The following is a 15,365-nucleotide window of genomic DNA, read 5'->3' on the forward strand; positions in this document are numbered from 1 at the left end:
TTTCCCAATCAATTACAACACAAATTCTTTATTTTTGAACAAATTGGGAACTGTTCACCTAAGAATTGGCGACAATGCAAACCTGAACGTGAAAAAACTTAACTACATTTTGGGATTTTTTCTACTTGCCTAAAATTAAAATCATATATTTGCACCATAATCTTATCCCACGTTTTGCCTATCAAAGCAAGATTTGGAGGTGCGCCGACAGAAGATATTGTTGCCGGAGCGCAGTGCGAGCGGACCGAGCAGCTTTATTATGCCACGAGTGTGCATCGCCGCCTATTGAGATTTTGGAAAAGTGCAAACGAACAAAACATTTAAAGATCTAAATATGAAACACCTTAACGCTACGCTGCTTCTTTCTTTAGCAGCAATTTGTCTGCCCGGATCATCTATGGCCGACGTCACCCCAAAGCAAATGCAGGCTCAAGTAGAGCTCACTTTGCAGCAATACCTACAAGCTCAAAAAGCAGGCGCTCGCAAACAGCTGCGTCAAAGCACCCAAGCGCCGGCCTTCAGTGGCGGCGAAGGCACGCAGGCCAACCCTTATCTCGTGAAGACTGTCGATGACCTGAAAGCCCTCTCCAAGGCTGTGGAAGAGGACAAAAACACTTTCGCCGGCAAATTCTTCCGTATGGAGAATGACATTAACCTCGCCGGCGTAGAAGACTTGCGCCCCATCGGCAACGGCTTTGATCGCACGGCTGACGACCCGACAAGAATTCGCCCGTTTATGGGTACTTTCGATGGCAACAACCACAGCATCCGCAACTTCACATTCCACAATGACCAATACGCTATGTTCGGCTTCTTCGGTATCGTTAAAGGCGCTACGATCAAGAACCTCACCATCGCAAGCGGTAAAGTCGAAGGCGACCACATCATCGGCGGCATCGTAGGTGTGGGAATGGACGGCACAAAGATCATCAATTGCCACACGGGTAAAGATTATGTAGTCAACTGCCACAGATTTTACGGCGGCGGCATTGTGGGCGGACTCATCGCCGGCGCAGCGAGCGAAATCGCAGACTGCACCAACGACGCGCCCCTCACGTGCTACCTCGGCATCACCGGAGGTCTCGTCGGCTCCAACACGCAAGACGGCACGAAAATCGAGCGTTGCGGCAACCGCGCTGCAGTTAAGGAGCACAGCACCAATACCGGCGGCATCATCGGACAAATTAAACGCTCCATAACCATCAGAGATTGCTACAACACCGGCGAAGTTAGCGCTCTCAACGAACAAAGCGCGACCGACGGCACCATTGGTGGCATCATCGGAAATACGGAAGAGGCCGTCGACGGAAGCATTATCGAGATCACCAACTGCTATCAAGCAGGCGCTTTGATTTATAGTTCGCCGACGCTGATGGACCCCATCGTACCCGGATCTTTCCCGACAACGATTTTCAACAGCTATTACGCAAAAATGGAGGACGGCAGCAGCTACTCAACCGGCATTGGCGTCGACTACGAAGACATGAAAAAGCAGGAGTTCGTCAACAAACTCAACGAAGATGACGCGTCAGGCATCTGGATCATCAAATCAGGCGTCAACGACGGTCTCCCCGTGCCTGAAAACAACACGACCGGCATCCGCAACATCAACCAAGGCGAGCAAGCTTCCATCGCGATTGTCAATGGTCAGATCCAAGTGAATGGCCGCTACAACACGCTCCAAGTTTATACGATTGACGGCCGCCTCCTCCCGCTCGGTTCACAATTGGAGAAAGGCACGTACATCGTTCGCCTCGTTTCCGGTGGCAAGACTTCCACGTATAAAGTAAAACTGTAAGCATTCTCTCCGCTGCTGCTACACGACCACTCCACGGCAATAGCACGGCGCATCATAATCCCCTTTGTTCGGCTACCGACTTCCTTTTATCGGAATCCGAGCAAAGGGGATATTTCTGCCCACAGCTCTGTTTCGTATTTTTTTGTCGGTCATCGCCTTGCGTCCGCGCCCGACCGGCGGCTTGGGGAGCGGCCTTTTGTCGCGAAGCGCTTTGTGCGGCATACGTCGCAAAAAGTGCCATTTCATCGAGGATTAGCCTTAATCCGCCAATGCTGAAATGGCGAATATTCCGCGGCTGTTTTTCCTCATAAACTCGCCCTTTACAGCCCCAAAATATGCCGGCCGTACCTGCTTGGATTGGACTATCTTTTAGACCGTCGCATAATTGACCGACGGGCGGGCCGCAGCGCTACTGTCCGGCCCATTATTTCACGCGCTTACTCCCCCAAAAGAAGCCCCATATCCCATCCGCTTCATTTGCGCTCACGAGCGTAAGCAATTTTTATCACGAGCGCAAACTCTTTTTATCGTGAGCGCAAACTCTTTTTATCGTGAGCGCAAACCTTTTTTCTCGTGATAAAAAAGGTTCTGACTGCGTTCCGGCCGCCCTATTACCCGTTTCGTGCACACATATTCCTTGTCTTTTTTCTACTTTAATCCCCAAGTTGAAAAGTGAAAAGGCCGAGGCGTACAGCCTGATGCAGCGCTACGCATCCATTGGTGGTGCTAAGAAGCCTCATTGCCCGTAGTGCCGCGTTGGGAAGCGGACGTGCATCTTTATATATTGTGTCATCGGCTTGCATATTTCCTTATAAAGAGGAATGAAGAAGCCGGATAGTCGAGAGCAATCGACCATCCGGCTTATGTATATCATACGCCTAAGGGCGCAAGCGCGTTATTTCTTCGCTACTTTCTTGCCATTGACAATGTAAATACCGGCCGGCAACTGCTGCAATGAGCCTTGGCAGCGCACACCGTCGAGTCTGTAAATTCCGGATTTGCGCATCGGGCGTTCATTTTCAAGCGGACGAATGCCGAGGGGGAGACCTTCGAGGATGTTTGGTGCGAAGTCTTTCCACTGAGCAGCAGCCTCATATTTCTGCTTGCTGCCTTCGGGCACGTAGAGTTGGCAGAAGGTGTTCTTTGTATTATCTTTCGGAACATGGCGGAAGACGTCATCTCCCAGCATCACACGGTCGGGATCGGGCATCTGCGCAACAAGCGTCTTCAGCAAGAAGCAACCTTCAAAGGCTTTGGGGCCGATGCTCGTAACGCCTGCGGGAAGGGTAATGGAACCCAAAGAAACGCAATATTCAAAGGCACTTCGGCCTATGCTCTTGAGCGATTGGGGGATGATGATCGAGGTCATGGCCTTACAGCTATTGAACACGTCGTCGCCAATGCGCTCTATGCCCTCCGGAATCTTAGCGGTGAGGAGTTCTTCTGAAGCAAAGAAAGCTCGATTGTCGATTCGCGTTACGCTGGCGGGGATAACCACCGTCTGCAATGCCTCTCCATCGGCGAAAGCGTCTTCTTCGATGGTCGTAAGTCCGTCGGGAAGAATAACGTTCTTCAAGTTGATGGTGCTAACAAAAGCGCCGAGACCGATCACTTTCACACCTTCAGGAACGAGAATGTCAGTTTCGTCTTTGCCGGCAGGATATTGGATGAGTCGAGTCTTGTCTTTCGAATATAATATGCCTTCATCGGAAGCGTAAGTGGAGTTCTTGTCATCGACAACAATGCCCATAAGCGATGAACAACCGGCCAAAGCTCCATCGCCGATGGACGTAACGCTCGCAGGAATGGAGATTTCTTCCAAACCTACACACTTGTAGAAGGCGTAATCGCCAATTCGCGTCACGCTATTGGGAATCGTCACGTGCAATAATGCCTCGCAGTCGGAAAAAGCATCGTCGCCGATGGTGGTAACTGTGTTCGGAATGGTGAAATCTTCATCCTTACCGGCCGGATAACGGATCAATAGCGTCTCTTTTTTGTTGTATAAGACACCGTCTAACGAAGAATAATTTGCATTATTCTCATCTACTTCTATTTCTTTCAGCTCAAAACATTCTTGAAAGGCTCTGTCGCCGATCTTTTTCACCGTTGCCGGAATGGAAACCGAAGCTAACTTCTGGCAACTATAGAAAGCGTGGTAGCCAATCTCAGTCAGCGTTTTGGGAAGTGAGATTTTTTCCATTTTCAAGCTGTAGGTAAAAGCGTTGTCGCCAATCATAGTGACGCCCTCTCCCACTTCTGCCGTCTTAATCTCTCTGGCAAATGGGGCCCAAGGCTGTGCGTCTTCTTCATAATCGGGAATTGCTCCTTGGCCGGAGATGGTTAATTTTTTCGTTTCTTTATCGTATTGCCACTGCAGCGGACCTGCGTTTCCACTGTTTTGCGCTTGAATCCCCGCAGCCATCACGAAGAATAAAGCGAACAAGAGTTTCTGAGGGCCTCTACTAAGGGCGCCTTTCAATAGTTTGCTCTGTAAAAGAGTAATTGAGAAGATGTTCATAAGTATTTAATTTGTTGTTTGATATATAGGCATCATCTTACGATGATTTTGCTCGTTTTGACGCTCCCATTTGGGGCTTGCTCGCGGACAATGTAGATGCCTGCCGATAGATGATCGGCGCTGATTTGCCTGCCGTTTAAGTCGTAAAAAGTTTTTTTAGAGGGTGTCGACTTTTGATCTGTCGTAATCTCTCCGATCCCCGTGGAGATCTCAGACAAACGGTAAATTGTGGCGTTGTCGATAAAGCATTCGGCGATATTATTCTCATTGTAATAACCGATGAGTGCGACAATGGCTAAATTTTTCCGATTCCAAGAGGGGTTAAGATCAAAGCTGTAATGACGTATGACGTTGCCTCCCGCCGGATCTATGGACTCGCCCCACGTTTCATTGACACTTCGTCCCACGTGCATGTGTTTATAGTGTTGCGCATCCGGGGCGCCGGCTTGCGGAGCTTCGATGTTGTCTTCCAATAAAAAGACGGTCAGGCGGTCGGGAGCCTTCTCGGAAGTCGGGAGTCGGAAGATTTCGACATCAAACTCAAGGCGGTCGCCATCAACGCGGACTTGCTTCACAGCCGGATAGTTGTTAGACGGAACTAACAGGCGCTTGCTGAGATATTTTTCAATATCGCTTAGCTCCGGAGTGTGAAGCGGCGTCGGCAACCCTTTGGTATCGGTCTTGAAAAATGGGAAGCGATCATACATAACGGCCGGCGCGTAAAGCCCGTCTTGATTATAGAACCACGTATAAGCCTTATCGGCGTCTATCGTAAAGGCATCCGTCTGGAAACCTGCGTGGTGGCAGAGGACAACTGCGCGGTCGCGAAATGCTTCCTTGCTTAATGCTTGCTTTAGATAACCTGAAACGCGCGGACAATTGCGACAATGTTGCGTCGTAAACTCTTCTATGGCGACGGATTTCAGAAAAGAAAATTTCGCCGCCGCACTATTGTTGGCCGCTATCGCATCTTTATTCCCGTCAGGCAAGTCGCTGATCGATACGTCCCAATCGTGCTTGCCGGAAGCTGCATCGTGCGTCGCTGCAAGCCCAATTTCAGCCTGCGCTACACCGCCCTGCGAAATCGGCATTGCGAACCGGTGCTTAAAAATACGCCCCGTCTGCCGCTCTTTTACGGAAAGTTCAAAGCCTTGCACGCGTTTTGTACCCGGATTGCAAACGAATGCGCGGACAAAAACGCTATCTTTTGCCGGACAACCCTCGACTTGAGTTTCGAGAAGCCCGAGATCGTAAGCCGGAAGCGCATCCCCGTCGACGAGAGCCTCAACGCTCAAAACGCCCTCTGCGTGCTTATCCTCCCAAGCCGCATTCTCCGCCACTTTAATAAAGCAACTGTTCTCCAAGCGTCCGGGTATGATCGACACGGCATTTGTTTTGTCGCGATGCTGATAAGTATAACCGACATACAAATCCTCATTAGCTTTCAGCGTATAAGGTTTTGTAAATGCTACGACGTTACGTCCTTGAATAATGGTTTGGCCTTCTTTTGACGTAATCTGCCCTTCTGCCAAATTTTCCCCGGTTAGTGACGAGCGAACCCAAACACGTAGCGTCTCCACGTTCTTTCGTGTGGTGAATCCCACGGCTACGCCCGACAACGAAGCGCCTGCGTATCCCGAAAGCAAGCGTGCAGGAAGATAAATTGCGGCTTCTGCCTGCCCTCTTCCTTTTATTAAGAAGCCGGATTCTTTATTGATTAAACCACCGCTGTAACTTATTTTCGCGGTATGCTGTGCTGAGGCGGCAAATCCCGACAAGCACAAAAAGAAAGTAAGAAAAAATTTATTCATCATTCGTATTTTCAATTAGCGGATGAGGATATAAAAGAGCCGGTACCTGCTACGGCCCTAAAAAGTTCGGTTTTCAAATCGTAAACTATGAATTAGGGGCCACAAAGCAGCATTCGGCGTGTACTTATCCCAACTCCGGTATGCATTTTCTAACTTATGTATGCACAGATCCAAAAATTGACGTGCACTTTTCTTAACTCTGTGGCGAATTTACTGTTTCCCATTCAATCTGCAAAGATTTACAAGTATTTTTTTAAGGGATATCATCCTCAAATGTGCATTTTCCTCTTACCGCAGCGCGTTGCAAAGTCAGCCGAGCGCGGCTTTACCCGGTGTTGTTTGGAATGCGGATTCTCCTCACGCTTCCTCGGATAAGGCAGTCAAAGGATTCGCACAAAAAAGACTTCCCCCTTCTCTCTCGGATACGTCCGAGTGAGAAGGAGGAAGCCCGTCGGTTATATTATATATTATTGAGGCGAAAGCGAGTCGCTACTTTTTCGCCTTGTTTTTTGGTATCTTATACACCTGTTCTTTTGCTTCTTTCAAAAGTCCTATGGTAAATGAATCATCCGTCAGTTGTGCTAATTCATCCAATGCCTTTGCGCAAATTTCCCGCTCGTTTTGCGACAAGTTTTGCGCATTATCCTTGCAGAGCGACAATAAACGGTTGGCCAATGTCGGGCGCAGATAGCCGTTGCTTTGGAATGCCCTGCGCAAGCCCTCAAAATTCGACAAGAAATCCTCAGCACTCATTCCCGCAGCCTCTGCTTCATCATCGAAAGGGAAGTTTTCGCTGAAAGAGACAACGCCGTCGCCGTTCCTTTTCTGCAACTTCTGCGCCAAATTGTTAATCTTGTCGGCCAGCGCATTGATCTCTTTTTCGCGCCGCTTCCGTTCTGCAGGCGAGAGTTTCGATGCTTCATTCCCAAAGGCCGTAATCAACTCTCCCAATCTTGTGGATAAGCGCTCCAAAGTTTCCATAGCGCCTCGGTCAATGGCAAGTTCGCCCAGTTGCCTACCCCATTGTCTCCAGCCATCCACTTGTTCAGCCTCTTTCGCAGCGTCAGCTTCGGCGCGGCTTCGCTTTTCTTGTTCGAGCACATCCGGACGCATAGAATGTATGAAGCAGATTCGCCCCTCGATCGTCCCGGTTTCCGGTCGTTTCGCCCATTCAATCGCGTAAGCATAGCGCAGTTTTGTATCGACATTATCGTCCTTGGTAAGGATCAGCACGTTATCCTGCAAACTATTGCCCAACGTAAAACTCCGCTCGTAGTCTTTTCCGTAATTAAAAAGGTAACGTCCTGCGCTCGAGAACGCAACGTTGCCCGGTATCACCGTGATACCACCGCCCTTGACCTTCACTTTCGGTATCTTGACAAAGACACCATTACCGCCCGTAGTGGCACTAAACTCGCCCTTTTTGGTTTTTACAGGTGTTCCGCTCGCATCCTTGCGAAAAGATTTCGTCGCCGTGTAGCGATCTTGCTCATAGGCTGTGTAAATATCGTCCAACCATTTCTGTTGTTTCCCTTTCAAGCTGAAAGCATAGATTTCCACGCCCCTATCGTCCGATCCGGCAGCCTCCATGCGGTAATCCACAATGCGCGGCGGCAGAGCCGACTTCTTTGCCGTCTTACCGGCATTCTCCTTCACCTTGCCGACAAAGTCGCGGAGCGCCTTATTGAAGCGTTGCTGCGCCTGTAGCGTCGCCGGCGTCAGGAGTGCAGCGACCAAGCAGGCCGACAAAAATTTTGATCTCATAGTCTTCATTGCCTTGTTTTGTATAAATAATTAAGGAGTAATAGAATTGGCATCCGACGCATCCGCGGTTGTCGTCGAAGGTTTATCCTCCCAGTAAATAGCATCGTTGAGTGCAGAGACGGCCGTCTTATTGGCGTTCTCTTCCTTGGCCCAAGCTCTCACTTGCTCCAACTGATCTTTCGCCTCATAATCGAGGAGCGCCAACGCGTTTTGCATCGCGATGACTTTCAGCTGCATATCCACTTGTCGCTCTTGATCTGCCTGCTCATCGTTGTCCGCGTCGTGTCGCGCAACTTTGATTTTCGGTCGCGACCGCAACGGCTCACTTTTCGCCGGTTCAACTTCCGGCGCCTCCTGTGCAGAGATAGCGGGGCGAGCGGCAGCAATCGGAGCAGCAGGCATCGGCCGTTGATCCACTTCGCTTGAAGGCGACAAGAGGAAAGCCAAGCCTACTGCAGCGGCAGCCGCACCACTCAAGCCTAACGATAAGAAACGCGTCCGTCGACCTTGCTTTTTCGGTGCAGCAAGGGGCACCGGCGCTTCGCTTTGTTGCGGCATGCCCGCATCAAAATAAGCAAACATCTCCCGATAGTCGGCCCATTTTTCGGGCACATTCGGCCGCCGGAAGAAAGCGCCCAACTGCAGCTCCTCTTCGCGCGAAGTTTCGCCCGCCATAAAGCGCGCCAGCAAGCGCTCAACATCGACTTCCGACGGAACAGTTGGTGAATATGTGGCTACTATATGCTTCATTTTTCTGCTGCGTTTCTTTTTCTGATTTCGTTAAGCAAGCGCTGCCGTGCACGCGCCAAAAGGGTAGCAACGGAGCGCGCTTCAAGCCCTAAGAGGCGGGCTATTTCTTCCTTTGAGCGCCCTTCTACTTGGCGCAAGTGTAAGACTTGATATTCCGTAGAGGGCAAAGTTTTGAGCTTTTGTGCCAACCAGCGCTCGTTATCCTCTTCTTCCAAGCGGGCATCGGCTGCAATCAGCGTCGAGGGAAACTCTCCGGTGAGCGCCTCGCCCTCTTCCGTGCGCCGCCGAAAGCGATCTATGCAAAGTCTGCGCGCCACAACGCCGGCCAAGGCCACCATACTTTTGAAGCGCTCCAAATCTTCGCGCATCGACCATAGGCGTATCAACGTCTCTTGTGCAATATCTTCGGCCGAATGCGGATCTACGCCCATCGCACGACTGGCGCTCAATGCGCTCCGGCGTGCCGCTGTGGCGTGAGTTTCAAAAGTGGCTTGATCCATATCGGTCTTGTTGCTTGTTGTGCGCATTTCGCCGTCTCGTTGGCTGATGTCTCGCCGCCGGCGGCTGAGTTCGGCGCGTCGTGATCGACGATTCGTGCGCCTTGCGTCGGCTGTTGGTTTGCGCCTTTACTGATTAAACGTAAGTCAATGGCTTTCGTCAACGAATTTAACAAAGTTTTTAATTCTAACCCTTCATCTACGCTTTGGGGCGCCCTGATTTTTAATGCTGCAGAACGATTTTTCCCCGCTCAAGGCAAGCAAGGGCGGCGCCTCGCGTGCGGTTTCAAGGCGCTGATGGCTCACATTACGCCGCCTCGAGTTGATCAAAGCAACAAGAAGGGCCGAACTTTTGAGTGTACGCTCACGATAAAAAAGGTCTGCGCTCGTGAGAACAAAGGTGTGCGCTCACGATAAAAAGGGTCTACGCTCACGAGCGTACAACTTCTGCGCCAAACTTCAGCGTGGTAAAACCTATAGCGTGCCGGTTTTTATCGGGACTTTCCCGTGCTACTTTTGCGAGAGAAGACTAAAAACAAGGACGACTGCTGAGGCTGCTTCGGACGGCGGCGCACTGCCCTCGACCGGCCGCGTCTTTTTCCCGCAGGGCAGCATTCACGCACCAAGTTGCAGCAAATGCGCCAGCCGCTCGGTAAAGCAAGAGAGAGCCGCAAGCCTACCCATCGGCCCCTTGGTCGGCCCAAGCCTAAACAATAGCCCCCTCCGCCAAAACTTGGCGAAGGGGGCAGCAGCCTATGGCTTTCTCATTCACATTTTATACTCATTAAAAGTCAAAATTGCCGGTCGGGATGGCAGGCGGCGTCGTGCGGCGCGGCTCTTCCGGCTGCGGCGCATTGCCTTCTTGGCGACCTCTACCCTCTTCGCGGCGTGGGCGATCGTTGCGGCGTTCGCCACCTTCGCGACGCGGACGGCGCTGCGGGCGCTCTTCCCAGCCCTCAGGTTTGGGCTCGAGTACGCGGTGAGAGAGGCGGAACTTGCCGGTCTTATCGTCGATCTCCAAAAGTTTTACAGACGTGTGATCTCCCTCGTGCAAGCCGGCTTCTTCTACGCTCTCCAAGCGCTTCCAAGCGATCTCGCTGATGTGGAGCAAGCCTTCCTTGCCCGGCATAAACTCTACGAAGCAGCCGTAAGGCATAATGCTAACGATTTTTGCATCGTAGATCTCGCCTACTTCAGGCACGGCAACGATGGCGCGGATCTTCGCAACAGCAGCATCAATGCTTTCTTTGCACGGAGCGCTTACTTGGATCTTACCTACGCCGTCTTCTTCTTCGATAGTAATCGTAGAGCCGGTTTCTTCTTGCATGCCTTGGATGATTTTTCCGCCCGGGCCGATAACGGCGCCGATAAACTCTTTCGGAATCTCAAAGGCAACGATGCGGGGCACGTGGGGCTTGAAGTCGGGACGCGGCTCAGCCAGCGTTTCGGTGAGCTTTCCGAGGATGTGTTCGCGACCTGCCTTAGCCTGCATCAAGGCTTTTTCCAGAATTTCATAGGAAAGACCGTCGCACTTGATATCCATTTGCGTTGCCGTCAAACCGTTGATGGTGCCGGTCGTCTTGAAGTCCATATCACCCAAGTGGTCCTCATCGCCAAGTATGTCGGAGAGGATCGCATACTTCTCTTCGCCGGGATTTTTGATTAAGCCCATGGCGATACCGCTGACCGGACGGTTCATCGGAACGCCGGCATCGAGGAGCGAAAGCGTACCTGCGCAAACGGTAGCCATAGATGAGGAACCGTTTGATTCGAGGATGTCGCTCACAATGCGAACGGTATAGGGGAAATCTGCGGGAATCTGATTCTTTAATGCGCGCCAAGCCAAGTGGCCGTGGCCGATCTCGCGACGACCTACGCCGCGTTGCGCTTTAGCCTCACCGGTAGAGAAGGGCGGGAAGTTGTAGTGGAGCAGGAAGCGTTGGTAGCTCTTGTCCAATACGTCGTCGATCATCTTTTCGTCAAGACGTGTGCCGAGCGTAGTCGTAGCCAAGGCTTGCGTTTCGCCACGCGTGAAGATGGCAGAGCCGTGCGGCATCGGCAGCGGGCCGGCTTCGCACCAGATGGGGCGGATCTCGGTCGTCTGGCGACCATCTAAGCGCTTGCCTTCATCGAGGATGCAACGACGCATTGCGTCACGCTCTACGTCATTATAGTAACGGTCGATCAGGGCGTTCTTCTCTTCGAGTTCGTCTGCGGCCAACGTAACGTGGGCTGCAACATAACGCTCCTTAAAGTCTTCACGAATTTTCGTAAAGCCCTCTTCACGCTGGTTTTTATTGTGATTGCCGGCTGCAGCAATGGCATAAACCGGTTGATAGCATTCATCTGTTACTTGCTTGCGCAAGTCTTCATCGTTAACTTCGTGGTCGTATTCGCGCTTAACGTCAGTGCCGAGTTCTTTCATCAGCTCCTTCTGCAAACGACACATAGGCTTGATGGCTTCGTGAGCCGCCTTGAGCGCTTCGAGCAAAGCTGATTCGGGCACTTCGTCCATCTCGCCTTCGACCATCATAATGTTTTCTTCCGTAGCACCAACCATAATGTCCATATCGGCCTGCTTGAGTTGCTCGAAAGTAGGATTGATGACGTAAGCACCATTGATGCGGGCTACGCGAACCTCAGATATCGGACCATCAAACGGGATATCGGAAGCAGCCAATGCGGCTGAAGCAGCAAAACCTGCTAATGCGTCGGGCATATCCTTGCCATCAGCTGAAAACAGCGTGATGTTCACATAAACTTCTGCGTGATAATTGCTCGGGAAGAGGGGACGCAGTGCGCGATCGACCAAACGTGAAGTTAAAATCTCGTAGTCGGAAGCGCGGCCTTCGCGCTTCGTAAAACCGCCGGGAAAACGGCCTGCTGCGGAATACTTCTCTTTATAATCACATTGTAAGGGCATAAAATCTGTGCCCGGGACGGCGTCTTTTGCAGCTACAACCGTGGCCAATAACATTGTGTTGTTAAGGCGCAACATTATAGCGCCATCAGCCTGTTTGGCCAACTTGCCGGTCTCTATGCTGATGGTGCGGCCATCAGGCAAAGCGACGGTTTTCGTAATCACATTCATCTTAGCTTGTCTGAAATATTTGTTGTTTCGTCAATATAAAATCGCACAAAGATAGATAAACTTTTTAAGTTAGTAGGCGGAGGAATGGTTTTATTTGTCTGATTTCCCGCAAAATAATGTTTGCCGCAAGGGTTGTGGGGCCGCTTCTCGCTGCGCCTCGGCTTACTTTTGCCGATTTTGAGCACCACGAAAAGGGCGCACAAGGCCTTCTGCGTTTGCTGCATTAGGGCATTTTTTTGCGACCAATCGATGGCGGCCGGCCGCTGTTTGATAAACGCTTGCCGGCAACAGACGGGGCGCTCGATAGCAGCCTTTCAGGCAACGTGAAATAAGACGTAAGGCCTCCGAGCGCAAGCGTTGCGACTGCGAAGGCCTTTGTTAAGCGGAGAATAACGCGACGGGGCGCAACTTATTCCGACTTTTCGGGTGCGGCGGGTAAACCGGCGGCAAGCAAACTACGATAGCGCGTGTCGTTGGTCAGAATCTTCAAGCCCTCGTTCAGGTCTTTATCGTCGCGAAGACTATAGTCAGCCAAGCCCTTTTGATCATAATAGCACGTAATCAGTTGTCCCTCGACCAAGCGTTTGATCGGCTTGCGCCAATAGTCGAAATCGTAGTCTTCATTGTGGACTAATTTCTTCTCCAAAGCCGCAAATTCGTCTGTCGTCATTGCTTCGTAGCCCTCGGCAGCCGCAATCTTGCGGAGAACCTCAAGCGCTTTTTTACTTTGCGTGTCGTAAGTAAATTTGGCGGCCTTCAAAAATTGGATAAATGTCGTATACTCGGCATCACTCAAACTGAATTTGTCGGGCGAAGCGATGGAGGCGTGATGATTACGATAGTCGGCACAATAATCCATCAGCGCATTGCTCGAAGCCAAGTAGGCCAACAAATTCGGCAAACTGTCAGTCGGCACGCTCACATCGGGCGTGATGCCGCCACTGTCGCGAACGGGGCGCCCGCCGGCCGTATGAAAAACTTTCGCCAAGCTATCCGGCAAATGCTGCGGCGCACCATCTTTATAAACGTAAGCCTGCACGCATCGCCCGCTTGGGATATAATATTTCGCAGACGTCAGTTTCAGCACACCGCGATAGGGTAAGGAGCGCGGCTGTTGCACGAGTCCTTTACCATAAGAGCGCTGGCCGATGATAACGGCGCGGTCATAATCCTGCAAGGCGCCGGCCGTGATTTCCGCAGCCGAAGCCGTCGCGTAATTGGTCAGGACGACGATGGGCATCTTCGTATCCAAGGGTTCGGCACTCGTCTTATAGGTTACGTTGTTTTCTTTTATCTTTCCTTTTATGCTGACTACTTCCTTGCCGCGCGGGATAAAAAGCGCCACAACCTTGGCGGCCTGATCCACGAGTCCGCCGGGGTTATTGCGCAAGTCGAGCAGCAAGCGCTTAGCGCCCTGTTGCTTCAGCTCGGACACGGCCTTTTGCATGTCGCGCCCCGTATCTTCCGTATATTGATTGAGCAAAATATACCCAATACTGTCTTGCAAGATCCGCGTCGTTGTAATGCTGGGTAGCACGATGTTGCGGCGCGTTATTTTGAACGTCAATGGTTTGCTCACGCCATAGCGTTTCACTTTCAAGGTAAAGCTTGTGCCAGGCTCGCCGCGCAGCGAAGCGCTCACACGGTTGCTATACGCCTGCTCGCTTTCCGCGTCTGTGGCTGCCTCTCCGTAATCTTTTCCGTTTTGCTCCAAGAGAATATCTCCGGCGCGCAATCCGGCTTCAGCAGCAGGCTGTCCGGCATAAGGACGATTGATGACGCAGCGATGAAGATCGCGGCGAAAACTAATAACCGCGCCAACGCCGGCATATTTGCCCGTAGTCATTTGCTGCAAATCTTGCGCTTCGCTCTCCGGATAGTACTGCGTGTAGGGGTCAAGCCCGTCCAGCATATAATCTATCGCACCCCGCACCACCTTGGGCGCGTTCAGCGTGTCGACGTAATAAAGATCGAGCAACTTATACAACACATTAAACGTCTCCAACTGCTTGGCTACTTCTGCGTTGTGTGTCTGTGCGTGCAAACTCCCCACCGCGAGCAGGGACGAGAGCAAAACAATAGCAATCTTTCTCATAATTCACTCCATATATCAGACAACCGGCCGAGCGGCGTTTATCTCCGTCCGGATAGCGTCCCACGTTTTTTCCGGCAAATGCGTACCGGCCACTTCTATTACATAAGCTGCGAGGACCGTTCCTTTGTAAACACACTCGGCTAAATCGCAACCTTTCGAGAGACCATACAGAAAACCGGCCGCAAAAAAGTCGCCGGCGCCCGTCGTGTCCAAAACTTGCTTCACGGGGCGCGCAGCTACGTTTACTACTTCCGCGCCGCGCTTAGCCCTTGCGCCCGATCCGCCGGTCTTAACAACAACTGTACGACAGATCTCGCCCAATTTCAGCAAAGCGGTTTCGGGATCAACCTCGCCGGTAAAGGCTTCGGCCTCCTGCTGATTGGCAAAAAGGATATCAACGTTGGGCAAAAGCTCTGTAAAGAATGCTATTTCACCCGCCACAATATTATAAGAAGCCAAATCAAGGCAAATGGGAGTCCCTTTCGCCTTAGCCACGGCCACAATGCGGCGCAACAAATCGTGATTCTGCACCAAATAGCCCTCGATATAGACGTAATCATACGCATCGAGCAAGGCTTCGTGGATCTCTTCGGCGCACATTTCTTCGGCAGCGCCAAGATACGTGCCAAACGTACGCTGTCCATCGGGCGAAATAAAGGTAGAGGCAACGCCCGTGGCCTTTTCGCTGCGCAGCAGCATTGGCCGGATGCTGTGTCGGCGGCAAGTAGCTTCAAAGAAACGTCCGTTATCGTCATCTCCAACCTTACCCACGACGCCGGGCTGCATACCTAAGTGGCCGAGCGCCAAGATCGTGTTGCAGGCCGACCCACCGGTAGCCCGCGTTGTCTCCATTTTTGCCAGTTGATCACTGATATACCGATAACGTTCAGCGTCGATCAGCTGCATAGATCCCTTCGGCAACTGTAGGGCTTCTAATATCGTGTCATCCTCGACTCTTGCAAGCGCATCGACCAGCGCATTACCAAAGCCTAAAACTCTCTTCATCTGATTTTTTCTGTAATTTTCCTGCAAAGGTAT

At 51.5% G+C, this 15,365-nt stretch carries 10 protein-coding genes; 2 read left to right on the forward strand and 8 right to left on the reverse strand.

Going from position 1 to position 15,365, the window contains the following annotated elements; all coding sequences use genetic code 11:
* The first annotated feature begins 334 nt into the window (after nucleotides 1–334).
* A complete protein-coding gene (locus tag GCWU000325_RS08185) occupies nucleotides 335–1,798 on the forward strand; it encodes a T9SS type A sorting domain-containing protein (RefSeq protein ID WP_154646626.1) in 1,464 nt (487 codons plus the stop codon).
* An 895-nt stretch (nucleotides 1,799–2,693) separates the two neighbouring features.
* On the opposite strand, the gene GCWU000325_RS08190 is transcribed toward GCWU000325_RS08185, so the two are convergent.
* From GCWU000325_RS08190 to GCWU000325_RS08215, 5 genes are all read right to left on the reverse strand, one after another.
* The gene (locus tag GCWU000325_RS08190; RefSeq protein ID WP_006255924.1) at nucleotides 2,694–4,319 is read right to left on the reverse strand and encodes a leucine-rich repeat domain-containing protein; all 1,626 of its coding nucleotides are present in this window, start codon (nucleotides 4,317–4,319) and stop codon (nucleotides 2,694–2,696) included.
* 32 nt (nucleotides 4,320–4,351) lie between these two features.
* Nucleotides 4,352–6,133 (reverse strand): Omp28-related outer membrane protein, encoded by a 1,782-nt coding sequence (locus GCWU000325_RS08195; protein ID WP_006255925.1) that lies wholly within the window; start codon nucleotides 6,131–6,133, stop codon nucleotides 4,352–4,354.
* Between the two features lie 486 nt (nucleotides 6,134–6,619).
* On the reverse strand, nucleotides 6,620–7,894 hold the full coding sequence (locus GCWU000325_RS08205; RefSeq protein WP_154646627.1) for an OmpH/Skp family outer membrane protein: 1,275 nt from the start codon (nucleotides 7,892–7,894) through the stop codon (nucleotides 6,620–6,622).
* Between the two features lie 30 nt (nucleotides 7,895–7,924).
* A complete protein-coding gene (locus GCWU000325_RS08210) occupies nucleotides 7,925–8,644 on the reverse strand; it encodes a hypothetical protein (RefSeq protein WP_006255928.1) in 720 nt (239 codons plus the stop codon).
* Nucleotides 8,641–9,171: an RNA polymerase sigma factor gene (locus GCWU000325_RS08215; protein ID WP_006255929.1), complete on the reverse strand. Its 531-nt coding sequence runs from the start codon at nucleotides 9,169–9,171 to the stop codon at nucleotides 8,641–8,643. Before GCWU000325_RS08215 ends, GCWU000325_RS08210 begins: the two co-directional genes overlap by 4 nt.
* Before the next feature lie 120 nt (nucleotides 9,172–9,291).
* Between GCWU000325_RS08215 and GCWU000325_RS08220 the strand changes: the two genes are divergently transcribed.
* On the forward strand, nucleotides 9,292–9,558 hold the full coding sequence (locus tag GCWU000325_RS08220; protein ID WP_006255931.1) for a hypothetical protein: 267 nt from the start codon (nucleotides 9,292–9,294) through the stop codon (nucleotides 9,556–9,558).
* Nucleotides 9,559–9,925: 367 nt separating this feature from the next.
* On the opposite strand, the gene pnp is transcribed toward GCWU000325_RS08220, so the two are convergent.
* From pnp to GCWU000325_RS08240, 3 genes are all read right to left on the reverse strand, one after another.
* On the reverse strand, nucleotides 9,926–12,232 hold the full coding sequence (pnp, locus tag GCWU000325_RS08225; protein ID WP_006255932.1) for a polyribonucleotide nucleotidyltransferase: 2,307 nt from the start codon (nucleotides 12,230–12,232) through the stop codon (nucleotides 9,926–9,928).
* Between the two features lie 409 nt (nucleotides 12,233–12,641).
* A complete protein-coding gene (locus GCWU000325_RS08235; protein WP_006255934.1) occupies nucleotides 12,642–14,327 on the reverse strand; it encodes a S41 family peptidase in 1,686 nt (561 codons plus the stop codon).
* 15 nt (nucleotides 14,328–14,342) lie between these two features.
* On the reverse strand, nucleotides 14,343–15,332 hold the full coding sequence (locus tag GCWU000325_RS08240; protein WP_006255935.1) for an adenosine kinase: 990 nt from the start codon (nucleotides 15,330–15,332) through the stop codon (nucleotides 14,343–14,345).
* Nucleotides 15,333–15,365 lie beyond the last annotated feature (33 nt).

The organism is Alloprevotella tannerae ATCC 51259 (assembly GCF_000159995.1).
In the GTDB taxonomy this organism is placed as follows: Bacteria; Bacteroidota; Bacteroidia; order Bacteroidales; family Bacteroidaceae; genus Alloprevotella; species Alloprevotella tannerae.

Bases quoted from the DNA above. Each gene is read 5' to 3' on its own strand.
- GCWU000325_RS08205 (WP_154646627.1), bottom strand. From the start codon at position 7,894: ATGAGATCAAAATTTTTGTCGGCCTGCTTGGTCGCTGCACTCCTGACG.
- GCWU000325_RS08185 (WP_154646626.1), top strand. From the start codon at position 335: ATGAAACACCTTAACGCTACGCTGCTTCTTTCTTTAGCAGCAATTTGT.
- GCWU000325_RS08215 (WP_006255929.1), bottom strand. From the start codon at position 9,171: ATGCGCACAACAAGCAACAAGACCGATATGGATCAAGCCACTTTTGAA.
- GCWU000325_RS08195 (WP_006255925.1), bottom strand. From the start codon at position 6,133: ATGATGAATAAATTTTTTCTTACTTTCTTTTTGTGCTTGTCGGGATTT.
- GCWU000325_RS08210 (WP_006255928.1), bottom strand. From the start codon at position 8,644: ATGAAGCATATAGTAGCCACATATTCACCAACTGTTCCGTCGGAAGTC.
- GCWU000325_RS08220 (WP_006255931.1), top strand. From the start codon at position 9,292: ATGGCTTTCGTCAACGAATTTAACAAAGTTTTTAATTCTAACCCTTCA.
- GCWU000325_RS08240 (WP_006255935.1), bottom strand. From the start codon at position 15,332: ATGAAGAGAGTTTTAGGCTTTGGTAATGCGCTGGTCGATGCGCTTGCA.
- GCWU000325_RS08235 (WP_006255934.1), bottom strand. From the start codon at position 14,327: ATGAGAAAGATTGCTATTGTTTTGCTCTCGTCCCTGCTCGCGGTGGGG.
- GCWU000325_RS08190 (WP_006255924.1), bottom strand. From the start codon at position 4,319: ATGAACATCTTCTCAATTACTCTTTTACAGAGCAAACTATTGAAAGGC.
- pnp (WP_006255932.1), bottom strand. From the start codon at position 12,232: ATGAATGTGATTACGAAAACCGTCGCTTTGCCTGATGGCCGCACCATC.